This window comes from Bradyrhizobium manausense (assembly GCF_018131105.1).
GTDB classification, from domain to species: domain Bacteria; phylum Pseudomonadota; class Alphaproteobacteria; order Rhizobiales; family Xanthobacteraceae; genus Bradyrhizobium; species Bradyrhizobium manausense_B.
In genome coordinates this window covers 901,237-916,681 of sequence record NZ_JAFCJI010000001.1, presented here as the reverse complement: position 1 = coordinate 916,681, position 15,445 = coordinate 901,237, and the positions used below count along the sequence as shown (strand labels likewise).

Here is a 15,445-nt window from a genome sequence, read left to right as displayed (position 1 = left end):
CATGAATGGGCAATAGACGCTGGCATCAGGCCCATTAAGTCATGAAGGATAATGATCATGCCCGGCACTGTCCGCCTGCACCGCGTTCTCACCACCAGCCCGGAGAAAATCTATCGCGCCTTCATCGAGGCGGATGCGCTGGCAAAATGGCTGCCGCCCAACGGCTTCACCTGCACCGTGCATCATCTCGAGCCGAAGATTGGAGGCACATTCAAGATGTCCTTCCGCAATTTCACGACGGGCGATGGCCACAGCTTCGGCGGCGAATATCTCGAGCTCGTTCCTGGCGAGCGCCTCCGCTACACCGACAAGTTCGACGATCCGAACCTGCCCGGCGAAATCCAGGTGACCGTGATGCTGAAGAAAGTGCTCGTCGGCACCGAGGTCGACATCACGCAGGCCGGCATTCCCGACGCGATCCCGCCCGAGGCCTGCTATCTCGGCTGGCAGGAATCGCTGCGCAACCTGGCCCGGCTCGTCGAGCCCGAGATCAAGCAATAGCACGTGACGAGCAAGGCGGGTGTTTCAGGCGCCCGCCTTCGACTTCAGCCCGCCGTCGGCTGTCCAGCGGTCCGGCTCGGCACTGTGTCCGATCAGCGCGAGGCCGTAAGCGATCGACTCGAACTGGTCGCCCGACATCAGCCGCTCGTTGCCGAACCTGTCGGCGAACAGTTTCCGCACGGCCGGCACGAACGAGGTGCCGCCGGTCAAGAACACCTTCTCGATGTCGCGCGCGGTGACGCCGGCTTCGCCCAGCACCTTGTCGACCGTGGCTCCGAGCCGGGCGATATCGTCGGCGATCCAGCTGTCGAAATTCTTCCGCGTAATGGTCGAGCCGATCTCGACGCCCCCGCCCTTGAAGCGAAAATCGACCTCATCCCTGGCCGACAGCGCGACCTTGGCGTCGGACACCGCGCGGTACAGCGAAAAGCCGAGATCGAGGTCGACGATGGTGATGAAGTCCTCGAGCCGGTCAGGCTTCACCGCGGTGCGTGCAAGCTCACGCAGTTCGCGCAGATCGCCATTGCTCTTCATCAGCGCGAGCTGGTGCCAGCGCGCGAGATTGGTGTAGTGGCTGTTCGGGATCGGCAGCACCTTGTCGAACGAGCGGAAACTCGAGCCCTTGCCCAGCCGCGGCGAAACGACGTGGTCGACGATGCGATAATCGAACGTGTCGCCCGCAATCCCGATGCCGGCATGTCCGAGCGGCTCAGCGCGCAAGTTTCCGCCCGCGCGCGAGAAGCGCATCACCGAGAAGTCGCTGGTGCCGCCGCCGAAATCCGCAACCAGCACGGTGGCATCGCGCTCGAGGCGGCGGGCGAAGGAGAACGCAGCGCCCACGGGCTCATAGACATAGCGGGCGTGGCCGGCCCCCAGGCGCTCGAACGCGGCGCGGTAGCGCTGCATGGCGAGGTCGTCGTCGGGATTGCCGCCGGCAAAGCGCACCGGACGGCCGACGGTGATGTTGGCCGCCTCGAAGCCGAATCTGTCGCCGCCATGGCGCGCCAGCGTCCGCAGGAACGCCGCCAGAATGTCCTCGAACTTGAAGCGCTGCCGGAACACCTGGGTGGTGTTGAAGCTGGAGCTTGCCGCAAAGGTCTTGAACGACTGGAGGAAGCGATAGATGTGGCGCCCCTCGAGAAACTGCTCGATCGCCCACGGCCCGCCTTCAGCCTGGGCGCCGGCGCCCGGCCGGTCCTCCCAGAAACACAGCGCCGAGACGTAGGTGCTGTGGCGCTGTCCGCCATGGTCGAAGCGGATGGCCTCGACCCGGCGATCGTCCACCGCAAGCGCGACGACGGTGTTGCTGGTTCCAAAATCGATGCCGATCGAGACGGCGGGCGAGGCGCTCGACATGAACCACTCTGACAGGTCGATGGAAAAGGGGGCGAACCACTAACCGTTTTGCACTGCGGTGCCAAGAGCCCGCTCAGTTCGCTCCGGAGGCTTCACTTTTCATCGATTTTGACCCGAATGGCTGGGTTTAGGGGCTCCGATTGACCGCGTTAACCTGATGTTATGTTGCAATGCGGCGATAAGCATGCTGCCATGCAATGGAACGCATGGACATTGGCATCTGGTATACATAGAACAATCCTCGAAATGAGACAGCAATACTGACTGTCTTAGGAAAGGAAATTCCGATGTCCAAGACCGCCTCCGTCGCTCTCGCGCCCTCCGCCTCGCTGTTCGCCCGTTTCATGGCCGCTGTTGACCGCTTGCTGATGGCGAGCGCCGAGATCTCCAACCACAACGGCGACCTCCCCCGCTTCGGCCTGTAAGGTCCCCGGCGCCCTACCCGCGTCGAATTGTCGCGGCGGTTGCAAAAGCTGCGAACTCCTACTTTGGAAGAATGGCCCCGCTCTGCGGGGCCATTTCTATTTGGGAAATCGGCACATTCGCGCAACTCGCGATGGGGGGTTGCGTCATAAGCGCACAATGGGCCGACGCGCGCTTGAAGCTTGGCATAATGAATACAAGAATGCCGCCAACGCTCGCACAAAAAAACAGAAGCGCAAATTGGAGGATTCATGACGGACATGGTGCAAACAACAACGGCTCCTGCAGCCGCACGCGTCAGCGACTCGTATCGCTGGACGCAACTGGCGATCGGCGTAGGGGCCATGGTGATGATCGCCAACTATCAATACGGCTGGACGTTCTTCGTCCCCGACATCCAGAAGAAATTCGGTTGGGATCGCGCCTCGATCCAGTGGGCCTTTACCCTCTTTGTTTTGTTCGAGACCTGGCTCGTGCCGGTCGAAGGTTGGTTTGTCGATAAATACGGTCCGCGCCTCGTCGTGCTCGTCGGCGGCGTTCTCTGCGCGCTCGGCTGGGCCATTAACGCGCACGCCACCACGCTCAACGGCTTCTATCTCGGCATGATCATCGCAGGCATCGGCGCCGGTGGCGTCTACGGCACCTGCGTCGGCAATGCGCTGAAATGGTTTCCCGACAAGCGCGGTCTTGCCGCGGGCATCACGGCCGCCGGCTTCGGTGCCGGCTCCGCGCTCACGGTCGCGCCGATCCAGGCCATGATCAAGGACTCCGGATTCCAGACGGCCTTCCTCTATTTCGGCCTCGGTCAGGGCATCATCGTCTGCATCCTCGCCTTCTTCCTGCTGGCGCCGAAGGCAGGCCAGGTTCCGAGCGTGGTGGCGAATGCGGCCCTGATGCAGTCGCGGCGCAACTATCAGCCGACGGAAGTTCTGCGTCAGCCGATCTTCTGGTTGATGTACTTCATGTTCGTGATCGTCGGCGCCGGCGGCCTGATGGTGACGGCGAATTTGAAGCCGATCGCGGCCGACTGGAAGGTCGACAACGTGCCGGTCACGCTGATGGCGGTGACGATGACCGCAGTGACGTTCGCAGCGACCATCGACCGCGTGCTCAACGGCCTGACGCGTCCGTTCTTCGGCTGGATCTCCGACATGATCGGCCGCGAGAACACGATGTTCATCGCCTTCGGCATGGAAGGCATCGGCATCTGGATGCTCCACCTCTGGGGCCACGATCCGATCTGGTTCGTGCTCCTGTCGGGCTTCGTGTTCTTCGCCTGGGGTGAGATCTACTCGCTGTTCCCCTCGACCTGCACCGATACGTTCGGCGCGAAGTTCGCGACCACCAATGCCGGCCTGCTCTACACTGCGAAGGGCACCGCCTCGCTGCTGGTGCCGATCGCCAACTACATGCAGCAAAGCTCGGGTACCTGGGACAACGTGTTCGTCATCGCCGCCGGCGCCAATATCCTGGCTTCGCTGCTCGCGATCGTCGTGCTCAAACCCTGGCGCAAGGTCGTGGTCGCGCAATCGACCGTCTGACCTCGCCCGCACAACACAACTCGCGCATCACGCCCGGCCTCACGGCCGGGCGTTTTCGTTTTACCCGAACATATACCTTGATACCGCAAACCCGAAGGAACCCTGCACTTTTCTTGAGCTTCCTCCCAAGATAGGGCTTGCATTCTGGGATATGGTATACCAACCTGCCAGCCGCGCTTGCGACGATAAGCCACAATATTTGCGACACTCCGTCATATAGGCGGCCGGGTCGTAACCAGACAGGCGCTTGGGAGGTTGTTGATGATTTCCAGCACGGATGGCGCCGTCACGGCCGCGCCTCTTCGCACAAGTTTCCGTTGGCTCCAGCTCGGCATGGGCATCCTCTGCATGGCGATGATCGCCAACCTGCAGTATGGCTGGACCCTGTTCGTGGATCCGATCGATCACGCACACCACTGGGGTCGCGCCGCGATCCAGCTCGCATTCACCATCTTCGTCGTCACCGAGACCTGGTTGGTGCCGATCGAAGCCTGGTTCGTCGACAAATACGGCCCGCGCATCGTCATCATGTTCGGTGCCCTGATGATCACCCTGTCCTGGGTGCTCAATTCCTATGCTGACTCGCTTCCCCTGCTCTATACGGCGGCCGTCTTCGGCGGCATGGGCGCGGGCGCGGTGTACGGCACCTGTGTCGGCAATGCGCTGAAATGGTTTCCTGATCGCCGCGGCCTCGCCGCCGGCGCGACGGCCGCAGGCTTCGGCGCGGGCGCAGCCCTCACCGTGGTGCCGATTGCGCACATGATCGCAGCAAGCGGCTACCAGAGCGCGTTCTTCACCTTCGGCATCGGCCAGGGCGTGATCGTGTTCCTGCTCGCTTTCTTCATCCAGCCGCCGCGGATTTCCATCCCGCCGAAAAAGAAGCGGCTCAATCTGCCGCAGACCAAGATCGACTTCACCCCGCCGCAGGTTCTTCGCACCCCGATTTTCTGGGTGATGTACCTCGTCTTCGTGATGGTCGCCTCGGGCGGTCTGATGACCGCGGCGCAGATCGCACCGATCGCGCACGACTTCAAGATCGCCGATACGCCGGTCTCGCTCGCCGGTTTCCAGATGGCGGCCCTGACCTTCGCGATCTCGCTCGACCGCATCTTCGACGGCTTCGGACGTCCGTTCTTCGGTTTCGTGTCCGACACGATCGGCCGTGAGCACACGATGTTCATCGCCTTCGGCACCGCCGCTCTGATGCTGTTGACGTTGTCGGCCTATGGTCACGTCCCGCTCGTGTTCGTGCTCGCGACCGCGGTGTATTTCGGTGTGTTCGGCGAAATCTACTCGCTGTTCCCCGCGACCTGCGGTGACACGTTCGGCTCGAAGTTCGCGACCACCAACAACGGCATGCTCTACACCGCGAAGGGCACCGCCTCCCTGCTGGTGCCGCTCGCAAGCGTGATCTCGACCGCCTACGGCTGGAAGGCCGTGTTCGTGGTGGCCGTGGCGCTGAACGCGACGGCCGCGCTGATGGCCATCTTCGTGATCAAGCCGCTGCGCCGCTCCTTCATCCTGGGCAAGGAAGCCGAGAGCGCCAACGCCGAGGCCGGCGCCACCAAGACCGAGGCGGCGTAGCGACCACACGCCTTCAGTTCGGCCAAAAGGGGCGCAGCGATGCGCCCCTTTTTTCGTCCGCTGTTCAGGCGGGCGACGACAAACGTCAGTATTGCTGCCGCAAGAATTTTCGGATCAGCCAAATCGAGCGCTTGACGATTGGCATTATGTATACCACACTTGCCTCATCGATCACCCCAGGGAGGTTGCCATGCTGGTCGGAGACATTCTGCGCAAGAAGACACCGCGCGTTGTCACGGTGCGAATGAACGAAACGGTGGGTATTGCCGCCAAGCTGATGCGGGCCAACAACATCAGCGCGCTGGTTGTGAAGGACGTGGTCCGCTCTGAAGGCAACACGGCGGTCGGGATGTTCACCGAGCGCGACGTGGTGCGCGCGGTCGCCGAGCACGGCGCGAACGCGATCAACGTCAAGGTCTCGCAGCTCGTGTCCGTGCAGCAGCTCGTCTCCTGCACCTCGTCGGACACGATCGAGCACGTCAGGCATCTGATGAACCGGAATCACATCCGGCACCTGCCCGTGATCGACGACTACAGCCTCGTTTCCGTCATCAGCATGCGCGACATCGCCGCTGCCGTTGACGAGGCAACCAGCAGCACGCCGCAAGCGGCCTGATCACCTAAACCGCAACTACGCTTCCCCTGCGACTACCGGCCCCGGCTCGGACACATCCGAGCCGGACCGGATCTTTCGTCCCAAATTCCGGTACCCCCGCGAGGATTTCATGAAGATCTGCATCTACGGCGCCGGCGCGATCGGCGGATATCTCGGCGTGCAGCTGGCGCGCGCAGGCGCTGATGTCAGCCTGATCGCGCGTGGCGCGCACCTGGCCGCCATGCGCGAGCACGGCCTGACGCTGCTCGCGGGCGAAGAAAAGCACACCGTCCATCCCCGCTGCACCGACGACGCGGCCGAGCTCGGCGTGCAGGACTACGTCATCGTGACGCTGAAGGCGCATTCCATCACCGGCGTGATCGAGAAGATGCAGCCGCTGCTCGGTCCGCACACCCGTATCGTCACCGCGGTCAACGGCATCCCCTATTGGTACTTCCACAAGCATGGCGGCGATTACCAGAACTCGACGCTGGAGAGCATCGATCCCGGCGGGCGGCAGTGGAACGAGCTGGGCGCCGAACGCGCCATCGGCTGTATCGTCTATCCCGCCACCGAGATCGAGGCGCCCGGCGTGATCCGCCACGTCTACGGCAACAATTTCCCGCTCGGCGAGCCCTCCGGCGAAATCACCGATGACGTGCAGCGCCTCGCCGATCTCTTCGTCGCGGCCGGGCTGAAGGCACCGGTGCTCGACCGCATCCGCGACGAGATCTGGCTCAAGCTCTGGGGCAATGTCTGCTTCAACCCGATCAGCGCGCTGACCCATGCCACGCTCGACGTGATCTGCACCGATCCATCGACGCGGGCGCTGTCGCGCGCGATCATGGTGGAGACCCAGGCAATCGCCGAATCCTTCGGCGTCAAATTTCGCGTCGATGTCGAGCGCCGCATCGAGGGCGCCCGCAAGGTCGGCGCACACAAGACCTCGATGCTCCAGGATCTCGAGCGCGGCCGCCCGATGGAGATCGACCCGCTCGTCACCGTGGTGCAGGAGATGGGCCGCTTGACCAAGATCCCGACGCCGGCCCTCGACTCGGTGCTGGCGATGGTGACCCAGCGCGCCCGCGTTGCCGGCCTCTATGACGGTGTCTCGGCGCCGACGGATCCTCGCGCACTGGCGGTGGCGTGATGGCGAGCGAGATGATGCAGTGGCTCCGCTTCCGCCATGCCGGCACCACCGGCTTCGGCACGCTGAGCGTATCAGGCATCAGCGTGCATGAGGGCGAGATGTTCGGCCGCAACGCGGCGACCGGCAGGACGCTGGCGCTGTCCGAGGTCGAGTTGCTGGCGCCTTGCGCGCCCAGCAAGATCGTCGCGCTCTGGAATAATTTCCACGCGCTCGCGGCCAAGCTGAACCAGCCCGAGCCGCCGGAGCCGCTCTATCTGCTCAAGGCCACCACCACCATCACGACACCGGGCGCCGTGATCCGCCGTCCCTCCTACTACGACGGCAAGACCACCTATGAGGGCGAGCTCGGCATCGTCATCGGCAAGACCTGCGCCCGCGTCTCGCCAGCCGAAGCGGATAGCTTCATCTTCGGCTACACCTGCGTCAACGACATCACCGCCAACGACATCCTGACCAGCGACCCCACCTTTCCACAATGGGCCCGCGCCAAGGGCATCGACGATTACGGCCCGTTTGGCCCTGTGATCACGACCGGCCTCGATCCAGCCAAGCTCACCGTGCGCACCATCCTCAACGGTGCGGAACGGCAGAACTATCCGATCTCCGACATGATCTTCAGCGCGCAAGCGCTCGTCAGCAAGATCTCCCACGACATGACCCTGCTTCCCGGCGACCTCATTGCGGTCGGCACGTCGGTCGGCGTCGGCGTGATGAAGGAGGCGGTCAATACGGTGACGGTGGCGATCGACGGCATAGGTGAGTTGACGAACGAGTTTCGGCTGTAGCTGTCATTCCGGGGCGCGACACAGTCGCGAGCCCGGAATGACGGGTGCCCCCACCCCGCCCACCGCCCAACGCAACCAGCCGTGGATTGCGCGCCCCGAAACGTCGTGCCACGCGTCCGGCCCCTTGATCTCGGTTCCGCTCTCCAATAGCAATCATGGCGAAAATGTGCACCGGCGTGGGGGCGTCGCGATGTGGCTGTTTTTCCTGGCTGCCTGGTTTGTCCTGCTCGCCGCCATCGCCTTTCTCGCCCCGCAGGCGTTTGGCCTGGACGTCACCCACCTGCCCGCCCTGTTCGCGAGCCAGCCGATGCCACAGCGCCTCGCGATCGGCGCGATCCTGGTGGCCGGGCTGGTGCTGATCGGCACCTCGGTCTGGCGGCTGTCGCGCCAGGACCGGCGTCTCGACAGCTTGCGCGACCGCCTCAAGAAGACCCGGGAAGACGTCGTCGTCGCGCACGCCCTGCAAAACCACCTCGATACGACCGTCCAGCACCTGATCGAGAGCGATCCCAGGGAGGCGGTCTCCGCGCTGCATGACAAGCTCGCCGAGACCGAGCAACGCGCGCTGCTCCAGCAAAGCCGCAACCAGTCCACCGACATGCACGACCAGCTCGCCGAGATCCGCCGTCGCCAGCAGCACCTGCGCGAGACGGTCGGCAACGTCGCCGATCAGCGCCGCGCGGTCGAGCCCGTCTTCACCGAGATCCGCGACCGCCAGAACCAGCTCGAACGCGCGCTGCTCGACCTCGAGACCGACGACCGCAAGAACAACCTCGCCGACCGGCTGAAAGACATCGGCCGAGACGTATCGACGCTGCTATCGAGGGTCAGCGCGGTGCAGGACACCTTCGCGACGCTCAACCAGCACAAGGAGGATCTGGCGAAATCCCACGCCGAGCTGGCGCCGCTGCGCTCATCGGACTCCGGCATCAACGCCCTGATCGGCGAGCTGAGCCTCAGCCATGACCGCCTCGCCAAGACCATCGACGAGCTCGAGACCGGCGGCGAGGCGCCGCTGAACGCGCGCGTCGAGACGCTGTCGAACAACAAGAACGAGATCGAGCAGCGCCTCGCCCGCATCGACGACAGCGCCAACATTCTCAAGAACATCCGGCTCGATTTCGAGGAGCTCGGTCAGCGCCAGGCCCAGCTTGAACGCTCGCTCGCCGACGTCGAGACCGATCCTGACGGCAAGACCCTCGTCCACCGCCAGAACGCGCTGAACGATTTCGTCCTCCAGTCGCGTCAGCGTCTCGGCGCGCTGCAGGAGACGCTGGCAACGCTGAACGCGTTCAAGGCGGAGCTGTCGAAATCGCAGGCCGATCTCGTTCCGCTGAAGGCGCCGGTGTTCGGCATCGAGGCCATGATCGCCGACGTCAGCGCCACCCGCGATCTTCTCGCCAGGACGGTCGGCGAGATCGAGGCCAATGGCGATGTCACCCTCACCTCGCGCGTCGATGCGCTGACGAAGAGCAAGCGCGAGGTCGAAGACCGCCTCGCCCGCATCTTCGACAATTTCAACGCACTCGATGCGCTCCGCAAGGACATCGGGGGGATCTTCTCGACCATCCGCAACGGATTGAACCGGATCGGGTGAAGACCGAACCACTGATCAGTCCGAACCGCGATTCATCTCCGCGCGACCAACAGCACATGCGCTTCATCTTGGGCTTCCTGTCTGCCCTGCTCGGCGCGCTCGCGGGCTGGGCCGGCCTGGCCGCGCTGGTGGTCATGCTGGCGGGACCGGACCGCGATGGCGGCATCGCCATGGGCGCCTTCTTCGATATCGGCCCGATCGGCGGCGTGGTCGGCCTCATCGCCGGCATCTGGCTGTTCTTGCGCTTCGGCCTGGTCCACGCCGAGGCTCCATCCGCGGGAACCTCCGGTGCCGTGCCTCAGGGCAAAACGCGGCTGTCCTTCCCCTTTTCCGTCACCGTCGTGCTCATCGTCGCCATCCTTGGCTGGTGGGGATGGTACGAATTGATCCGCTCGCCCAATCTCAGTCACGGCTTCATGACGCTCCAGGTCGAGTTTCGCCTGCCGGCCGGCATGAGCTTGCCGGACAAGGAGGAGGACGTGCACATCGAGGTCGAGGAAGCCTCGGGCTATGCCAACGCGATGCTGCCTCCCAACTGGCGCGCCCATGACGGCGACCGCAAGGCGATCATCGCCACGGCCTCGCTGATGTACAAGACCCGTCACCGCGCTGTCAGCCTGACGCTCCCCGGCGTGCCCACCCAGCACTGGTCGATCGACCTTCCGTCCGATCCCGATCCCACGCCCGGCTTCTCACCGTGGCGCGTCGCGAGCGACGGATCGCCTGTGAAGATCGAGATGCATTTTCGGCTGAGCGCCGATCGCTGACGAGCGCGCCGGGGCCGAAACATATCGACACGCATCACATCTCCGCGCGCCAAACAGATGCCGCCAACATGTCGCGGGGGTGCCGCACTGTGGTCGCATTCGGTCGCCCTTGTGAGAGGCGTGTCTGGGGGCACGGCTCGGCCGTGTTTGGACCAACCTGCTAGGGGTATGATGTGAAGAAGATTGTAATTGTTCTCGGTGCCACGCTTGCTCTGGTGACGGCTGCCAACGCTGCGGATCTGCCACGCCGCCAGCCCGTGCCCGTCTATCCGGCCGAGCAGGCCCCGATCGGCAAGATGCCGATTGGCAAGAGCCCGATTGGCAAGGCCCCGATCGGCAAGGCGCCCCATCCGGTCGCCGCGCGCTACTGAGCCGCAAGCAAACGACGCGCAGGATTCGCGCAAGCGGCCGACAGTCCGAGGGGCATCACGTGACGAACAAATCTGATCGATCGGGATCCTGCATCCTCGCAGGACTCGCGCTTGCGACCATGATCGCATGCATGATGACCGCAGCTTCGGCCCATGGCAGCAAGCACGAAACGAACAAGCGCGTGGCCGACGCCAATGCGCTTGTTTCGACCGACACCGCACCGCAAGCGACGCGGCGCTCGGTCGCGCGCGCGGAGAAAGGTCCCTATTACGTCGACTTCCGCGCGCGGACGGCGGCGAGCTGGGGCCACGCCTTCGTCTGGTACGGCAAGACCAGCGAGCGTGCCGTCGAGGTCGCAGGCCTCACGCCCAAGGGCGACACCTGGAGTTACGTGCTCGGTCACCTCACCTGGGTGCCATCGGAGACCGGCGCGAGCTACGGCGATCTCGATCCGGAATATCTGACCGCGAGCTACCGCGTCTATCTGAACGAGGCCGACGCCAAGCGCGTGTTCGCCTATATCAAGAAGTTACAGGCAAGCTCCCCGGTCTGGAACGCCGAGACCACCAACTGCACCGGCTTCATCGGGGACATCGCCGAGTATATGGGCCTGAAGGTCCCCTATCGCTGGCAGCGCCCGGAAAACTTCGTCAACAGCCTGAAAGACATCAACGGCGGCCGCCAGGTCGTGCGGCTGTCGGCAGAGTAGCGGCGGTACCGTAGCCTCCTCATCGTTCTCGCCGTCTGTGCGAGGAGCGTAGCGGAGAAGCAATCCAGAATCTCTCCGCGGGGGCAGTCTGGATTGCTTCGCTCCGCTGCTCGCAATGACGGCGTTTGATGCAGTGGCGCGACCCGATTGTCCGCCCCGCGGAATCACCCCACCATTCGCATGACGCACCGCACGGCGGTGCAATAGACATTTCCCGACCTCGGCGGCATCCTCCCCCCATCAAGCGATAACAGAGCCTGCCACGCAGGCGGGGGAAGCAGAGATGTTGCAGACACGGTTCACCAAGCTCGTCGGCGTCGAGCACCCGATCGTCCAGGGCGGCATGCAATGGGTCGGACGGGCCGAGCTGGTCGCGGCGGTCGCCAACGCCGGCGCGCTCGGCTTCATCACCGCGCTGACCCAGCCGACGCCGGAAGACCTGACCAAGGAGATCGCGCGCTGCCGCGACCTCACCGACAAGCCGTTTGGCGTCAACCTCACCATCCTGCCCGCGATCAAGCCGCCGCCCTATGCCGAATACCGCGCCGCCATCATCGAAGCCGGCATTACCGTGGTCGAGACCGCCGGCAACAAGCCGCAGGAGCATGTCGACGAGTTCAGGAAGCACGGCGTCAAGGTCGTGCATAAATGCACCAGCGTCCGCCACGCCCTGTCGGCCGAACGGATGGGCGTCGACGCCATCTCGATCGACGGCTTCGAATGCGCCGGGCACCCCGGCGAGGACGACACCCCCGGCCTGATCCTGATCCCGGCCGCCGCCAACAAGGTCAAGATCCCCATGATCGCCTCCGGGGGCTTCGCCGACGCTCGCGGCCTCGTCGCGGCGCTGGCGCTCGGAGCCGAGGGCATCAACATGGGCACCCGCTTCATGGCGACCAGGGAGAGCCCGATCCATCAGCTCATCAAGGAGAAGATCGTCGCCAATGACGAGCGCGAGACCGAGCTGATCTTCCGCACCATGCGCAACACCTCGCGCGTCGCCAGGAACGAGATCTCGACCAAGGTCGTCGCGATGGAGAAGGAAGGCGCCAGGTTCGAGGACATCCGCGAGCTTGTCGCTGGTGCCCGCGGCAAGATGGTGTACGCAACAGGCAATTCGGACGAAGGCATCTGGTCGGCCGGCCAGGTGCAGGGCCTGATCCAGGACATCCCGAGCTGCGGCGAGCTGATCTCCCGCATCGTGCGCGAGGCCGAGGCGATCATTCGCAGCCGGCTCGAAGGCATGATCGCTCAACCAAGCGCGCAAGCCGCGGAATAATCACTGCAAGAAGCGAGAGTAATTCATGAAGGCTTATGTCTACGGTCCTGACGGCGCTCGGATTTCCGACGTCGCTCAACCAACGCCGAAAGGCACGCAGGTCCTCGTCAAGGTCCGCGCCTGCGGCCTCAATCGCGCCGATACCGGGATGCGCAAGGGTCACGCCCATGGCGCCGCCGGCGGCGCCGGCACCGTGCTCGGCATGGAATGGGCCGGCGAAGTTGCCGGGCTCGGGCCGGATGCGAAGGGCGTCAAGGTCGGCGACCGCATCATGGGATCGGGCGGCGCGGCGTTCGCGGAGTATACGCTTGCCGATCACGGGCGGCTGTTCCGGGCGCCCTCGAACATGAACTTCGAGGAGGCCGCCACCCTCCCCGTCGCGCTCGCGACCATGCACAATGCCGTCGTCACCGTCGGCGGCGTGCAGCCGGGCCAGGCCGTGCTGATCCAGGGCGCGAGCTCCGGTGTCGGCCTGATGGCGATGCAAATCGCAAAACTCAAGGGCGCAAAGCTCGTGATCGGATCCTCGACCGACGCCTATCGCCGCGGCCGGCTGAAGGAGTATGGCGCCGACCTCGCGGTGGACTCGTCCGATCCCAAATGGGTCGACGAGGTCCTGAAGGCGACGAACGGCGAAGGCGTCGACCTCATCGTCGACCAGGTCTCCGGCAAGGTCGCCAACCAGAACCTCGCCGCGACGAAGGTCTTGGGCCGCATCGTCAATGTCGGCCGGCTCGGCGGCACCCATGCCGACTTCAACTTCGACCTCCATGCCGCCCGCCGCATCAGCTATATCGGCGTCACCTTCCGCACCCGCACCATCGAGGAGGTCCGCGCGATCTTCGACGAGGTCAGGAAGGACATCTGGGGTGCGGTCGAGTCGCGCAAGCTGCAACTGCCGATCGACAAGGTCTATTCGTTCTCCGACATCGACAAGGCGTTCGAGCACATGGAGGCGAACAAGCATCTGGGGAAGATCGTGGTGACGGTGCCGTAGTCGGCGCTCCGGGCGACGGCCTCGTAGGGTGGGCAAAGCGAAGCGCGCCCACGATCGCTATCTATCACGAACGAAACGTGGGCATGGCGCGTTGCGCCTTTGCCCACCCTTCGAGAGCTGCACCCTCTCCGCTCGTCATGGCCGGGCTTGACCCGGGCATGACGAAGCCTGTGGCACGAGCCACCCTTCAATTCAGAAGCATTCGCAACAGCTTCGCTCCTGCAACCGACTTGCGACTACGGCTGTGGATCGTCGCTTGATGTTCACGGGCACCCTGCTAAATCCCCCGCCATGAGCGGACAACACGACAAGACATCGGTCGCGGCCATCTCGATCCTCGCCAGCGGCGGCATGGCGGCGGCCAAATTCGTGGTCGGCGTCGCGATCGGATCGCTGGCGCTGATCTCGGAGGCTTTGCACTCCTCGATCGACCTGGTCGCGACCATCATCACCTGGGCGGTGGTGCGGGTGTCGGACAAGCCGGCCGACGACGAGCACCATTACGGCCACGGCAAGCTCGAGAGCATTTCCGCGCTCGGCGTGACCGCCCTGCTCTACGTGCTCGCGGGCGGCATCCTGGTCCAGTCCTACAGCCACCTCCGCGAGGGAACCCCGCCGCCGACGATCTCGGCCGTGCCGTTCGTCGTGCTGGTGGTCGACATCGTCGTCAATCTCTGGCGCGCCCGCGCCCTGCATCGCGCCGCGCGGGAGACCCGAAGCGAGGCGCTGGCCGCGGACGCGCTGCATTTTGCGTCGGACGTGATGGGCTCGTGCGCCGTGATCGTGGGGCTGGTTCTCGCGGCGTTCGGCTTCTGGTGGGGTGACGCTGCGGCCGCCGCAGCCGTGGCGGTGATGATCGCGGCTCTCGGCCTGCGGATGGCGAGCTCCACGGTGCAGACATTGCTCGATCGCGCACCCGAAGGCGCGCAGGAGAAGGCGACTGCTGCGATCTGCGGCGTTCCCGGCGTGATCGACGTGGAGCGGCTGCGGGTCCGCATGGTCGGGGCCACGACCTTCATCGACGCCATCGCCAAAGTGCCGCGGACCTATCCGATCGACCGCGTCGAGAGCATCAAGCGCAACGCCGAGGCTGCCGTCGTCAAGGCGTTCGGCGATGCCGACCTCTCGTTCACCGCCGTCCCCGTCGCCCGCGACAACGAGACCGTGCGCGACCGCATCATGGTGATCGCGCGCAATTCGGGCCTCGCCATCCACCACGTCACGGTGCATGACCTCAGCGGCAAACTGATCGTCAGCATCGACCTCGAGGTCGACGCCAACATGCAGCTCGAAGCCGCCCACGACGTCGCCAACACGCTGGAGCGGAACATCCAGGAGGAGTTCGGCGCGGACGTCGAGGTCGACGTCCATATCGAGCCGCTGGAACCGGAACTGCCGTTCGGCGTCGATGCCGCGCCGGAGCGGGTGCAGGCCATCGCCGCCGCGCTCACCGAATATGCCGCCGGCGGCGAGATCCACGACATCCATAATGTACGCGTCCGCAACACCGACGCGGGCGAGATCGTCAACTTCCATTGCCGCGCCACGCCGTCGATGAGCGTGATCAGGGTGCACGAGCATGTCGACGCGATCGAGCGCCGGCTGCGCCGTGCGTTCCCGAGCGTGAAGCGCGTCATCAGTCACGCCGAGCCGCCGCGCGCGTGATGCAGAACGCACACGGATTCCCGCGTTCTCGTTTCGGACTCATCACGCACGTGAGTTTGCGGAGTCGAAGCGCGCAAACTCTTCGTTGGATAAGAATTATTTCGCGTTAACGTTTCGTTGACTC

At 64.4% G+C, this 15,445-nt stretch carries 15 protein-coding genes; 14 read left to right on the top strand and 1 reads right to left on the bottom strand.

Features of this window, described 5'->3' with window-relative positions; all coding sequences use genetic code 11:
• Positions 1-57 precede the first annotated feature (57 nt).
• Positions 58-501, top strand: a complete 444-nt coding sequence (locus JQ631_RS04260) for an SRPBCC family protein (protein ID WP_212324285.1) — start codon at positions 58-60, stop codon at positions 499-501.
• 24 nt (positions 502-525) lie between these two features.
• Here JQ631_RS04260 and JQ631_RS04255 read toward each other — a convergent pair whose 3' ends face one another.
• Positions 526-1,857 carry an Hsp70 family protein gene (locus JQ631_RS04255; RefSeq protein WP_212324284.1) on the bottom strand — a complete coding sequence of 444 codons (1,332 nt, stop codon included), beginning with the start codon at positions 1,855-1,857 and terminating at the stop codon, positions 526-528.
• Positions 1,858-2,144: 287 nt separating this feature from the next.
• Between JQ631_RS04255 and JQ631_RS04250 the strand changes: the two genes are divergently transcribed.
• From JQ631_RS04250 to JQ631_RS04190, 13 genes are all read left to right on the top strand, one after another.
• Entirely contained in the window at positions 2,145-2,282 is a 138-nt protein-coding gene (locus JQ631_RS04250; protein WP_212324283.1) for a hypothetical protein, read from the top strand.
• A gap of 249 nt (positions 2,283-2,531) precedes the next feature.
• The gene (oxlT, locus tag JQ631_RS04245; protein WP_212324282.1) at positions 2,532-3,821 is read left to right on the top strand and encodes an oxalate/formate MFS antiporter; all 1,290 of its coding nucleotides are present in this window, start codon (positions 2,532-2,534) and stop codon (positions 3,819-3,821) included.
• Positions 3,822-4,082: 261 nt separating this feature from the next.
• Positions 4,083-5,405, top strand: coding sequence for an oxalate/formate MFS antiporter (gene oxlT, locus JQ631_RS04240; RefSeq protein ID WP_212324281.1), 1,323 nt, complete (start codon positions 4,083-4,085; stop codon positions 5,403-5,405).
• A 190-nt stretch (positions 5,406-5,595) separates the two neighbouring features.
• Entirely contained in the window at positions 5,596-6,021 is a 426-nt protein-coding gene (locus tag JQ631_RS04235; protein ID WP_212324280.1) for a CBS domain-containing protein, read from the top strand.
• A 109-nt stretch (positions 6,022-6,130) separates the two neighbouring features.
• Positions 6,131-7,150, top strand: a complete 1,020-nt coding sequence (locus JQ631_RS04230; RefSeq protein ID WP_212324279.1) for a 2-dehydropantoate 2-reductase — start codon at positions 6,131-6,133, stop codon at positions 7,148-7,150.
• Positions 7,151-7,161: 11 nt separating this feature from the next.
• Positions 7,162-7,935, top strand: a complete 774-nt coding sequence (locus tag JQ631_RS04225; RefSeq protein ID WP_249160131.1) for a fumarylacetoacetate hydrolase family protein — start codon at positions 7,162-7,164, stop codon at positions 7,933-7,935.
• A 190-nt stretch (positions 7,936-8,125) separates the two neighbouring features.
• Positions 8,126-9,532, top strand: a complete 1,407-nt coding sequence (locus tag JQ631_RS04220; RefSeq protein ID WP_212324275.1) for a hypothetical protein — start codon at positions 8,126-8,128, stop codon at positions 9,530-9,532.
• Between the two features lie 56 nt (positions 9,533-9,588).
• Entirely contained in the window at positions 9,589-10,299 is a 711-nt protein-coding gene (locus JQ631_RS04215) for a hypothetical protein (protein ID WP_212324273.1), read from the top strand.
• 173 nt (positions 10,300-10,472) lie between these two features.
• Positions 10,473-10,670 carry a hypothetical protein gene (locus tag JQ631_RS04210; protein WP_212324270.1) on the top strand — a complete coding sequence of 66 codons (198 nt, stop codon included), beginning with the start codon at positions 10,473-10,475 and terminating at the stop codon, positions 10,668-10,670.
• A gap of 59 nt (positions 10,671-10,729) precedes the next feature.
• Complete coding sequence (locus JQ631_RS04205) at positions 10,730-11,380, top strand: hypothetical protein (protein WP_212324268.1); 651 nt, start codon at positions 10,730-10,732, stop codon at positions 11,378-11,380.
• Positions 11,381-11,663: 283 nt separating this feature from the next.
• Positions 11,664-12,659: an NAD(P)H-dependent flavin oxidoreductase gene (locus tag JQ631_RS04200; RefSeq protein WP_212324266.1), complete on the top strand. Its 996-nt coding sequence runs from the start codon at positions 11,664-11,666 to the stop codon at positions 12,657-12,659.
• Between the two features lie 25 nt (positions 12,660-12,684).
• Positions 12,685-13,656, top strand: coding sequence for a quinone oxidoreductase family protein (locus JQ631_RS04195; RefSeq protein ID WP_212324264.1), 972 nt, complete (start codon positions 12,685-12,687; stop codon positions 13,654-13,656).
• Positions 13,657-13,947: 291 nt separating this feature from the next.
• On the top strand, positions 13,948-15,321 hold the full coding sequence (locus tag JQ631_RS04190) for a cation-efflux pump (protein WP_212324262.1): 1,374 nt from the start codon (positions 13,948-13,950) through the stop codon (positions 15,319-15,321).
• The last annotated feature ends 124 nt before the right edge of the window (positions 15,322-15,445 follow it).

What these genes read in the sequence shown, in the direction of transcription:
- JQ631_RS04260 (WP_212324285.1), top strand. Translation starts at nt 58, where the DNA reads ATGCCCGGCACTGTCCGCCTGCACCGCGTTCTCACCACCAGCCCGGAG.
- JQ631_RS04255 (WP_212324284.1), bottom strand. Translation starts at nt 1,857, where the DNA reads ATGTCGAGCGCCTCGCCCGCCGTCTCGATCGGCATCGATTTTGGAACC.
- JQ631_RS04250 (WP_212324283.1), top strand. Translation starts at nt 2,145, where the DNA reads ATGTCCAAGACCGCCTCCGTCGCTCTCGCGCCCTCCGCCTCGCTGTTC.
- oxlT (WP_212324282.1), top strand. Translation starts at nt 2,532, where the DNA reads ATGACGGACATGGTGCAAACAACAACGGCTCCTGCAGCCGCACGCGTC.
- oxlT (WP_212324281.1), top strand. Translation starts at nt 4,083, where the DNA reads ATGATTTCCAGCACGGATGGCGCCGTCACGGCCGCGCCTCTTCGCACA.
- JQ631_RS04235 (WP_212324280.1), top strand. Translation starts at nt 5,596, where the DNA reads ATGCTGGTCGGAGACATTCTGCGCAAGAAGACACCGCGCGTTGTCACG.
- JQ631_RS04230 (WP_212324279.1), top strand. Translation starts at nt 6,131, where the DNA reads ATGAAGATCTGCATCTACGGCGCCGGCGCGATCGGCGGATATCTCGGC.
- JQ631_RS04225 (WP_249160131.1), top strand. Translation starts at nt 7,162, where the DNA reads ATGATGCAGTGGCTCCGCTTCCGCCATGCCGGCACCACCGGCTTCGGC.
- JQ631_RS04220 (WP_212324275.1), top strand. Translation starts at nt 8,126, where the DNA reads ATGTGGCTGTTTTTCCTGGCTGCCTGGTTTGTCCTGCTCGCCGCCATC.
- JQ631_RS04215 (WP_212324273.1), top strand. Translation starts at nt 9,589, where the DNA reads ATGCGCTTCATCTTGGGCTTCCTGTCTGCCCTGCTCGGCGCGCTCGCG.
- JQ631_RS04200 (WP_212324266.1), top strand. Translation starts at nt 11,664, where the DNA reads ATGTTGCAGACACGGTTCACCAAGCTCGTCGGCGTCGAGCACCCGATC.
- JQ631_RS04195 (WP_212324264.1), top strand. Translation starts at nt 12,685, where the DNA reads ATGAAGGCTTATGTCTACGGTCCTGACGGCGCTCGGATTTCCGACGTC.
- JQ631_RS04190 (WP_212324262.1), top strand. Translation starts at nt 13,948, where the DNA reads ATGAGCGGACAACACGACAAGACATCGGTCGCGGCCATCTCGATCCTC.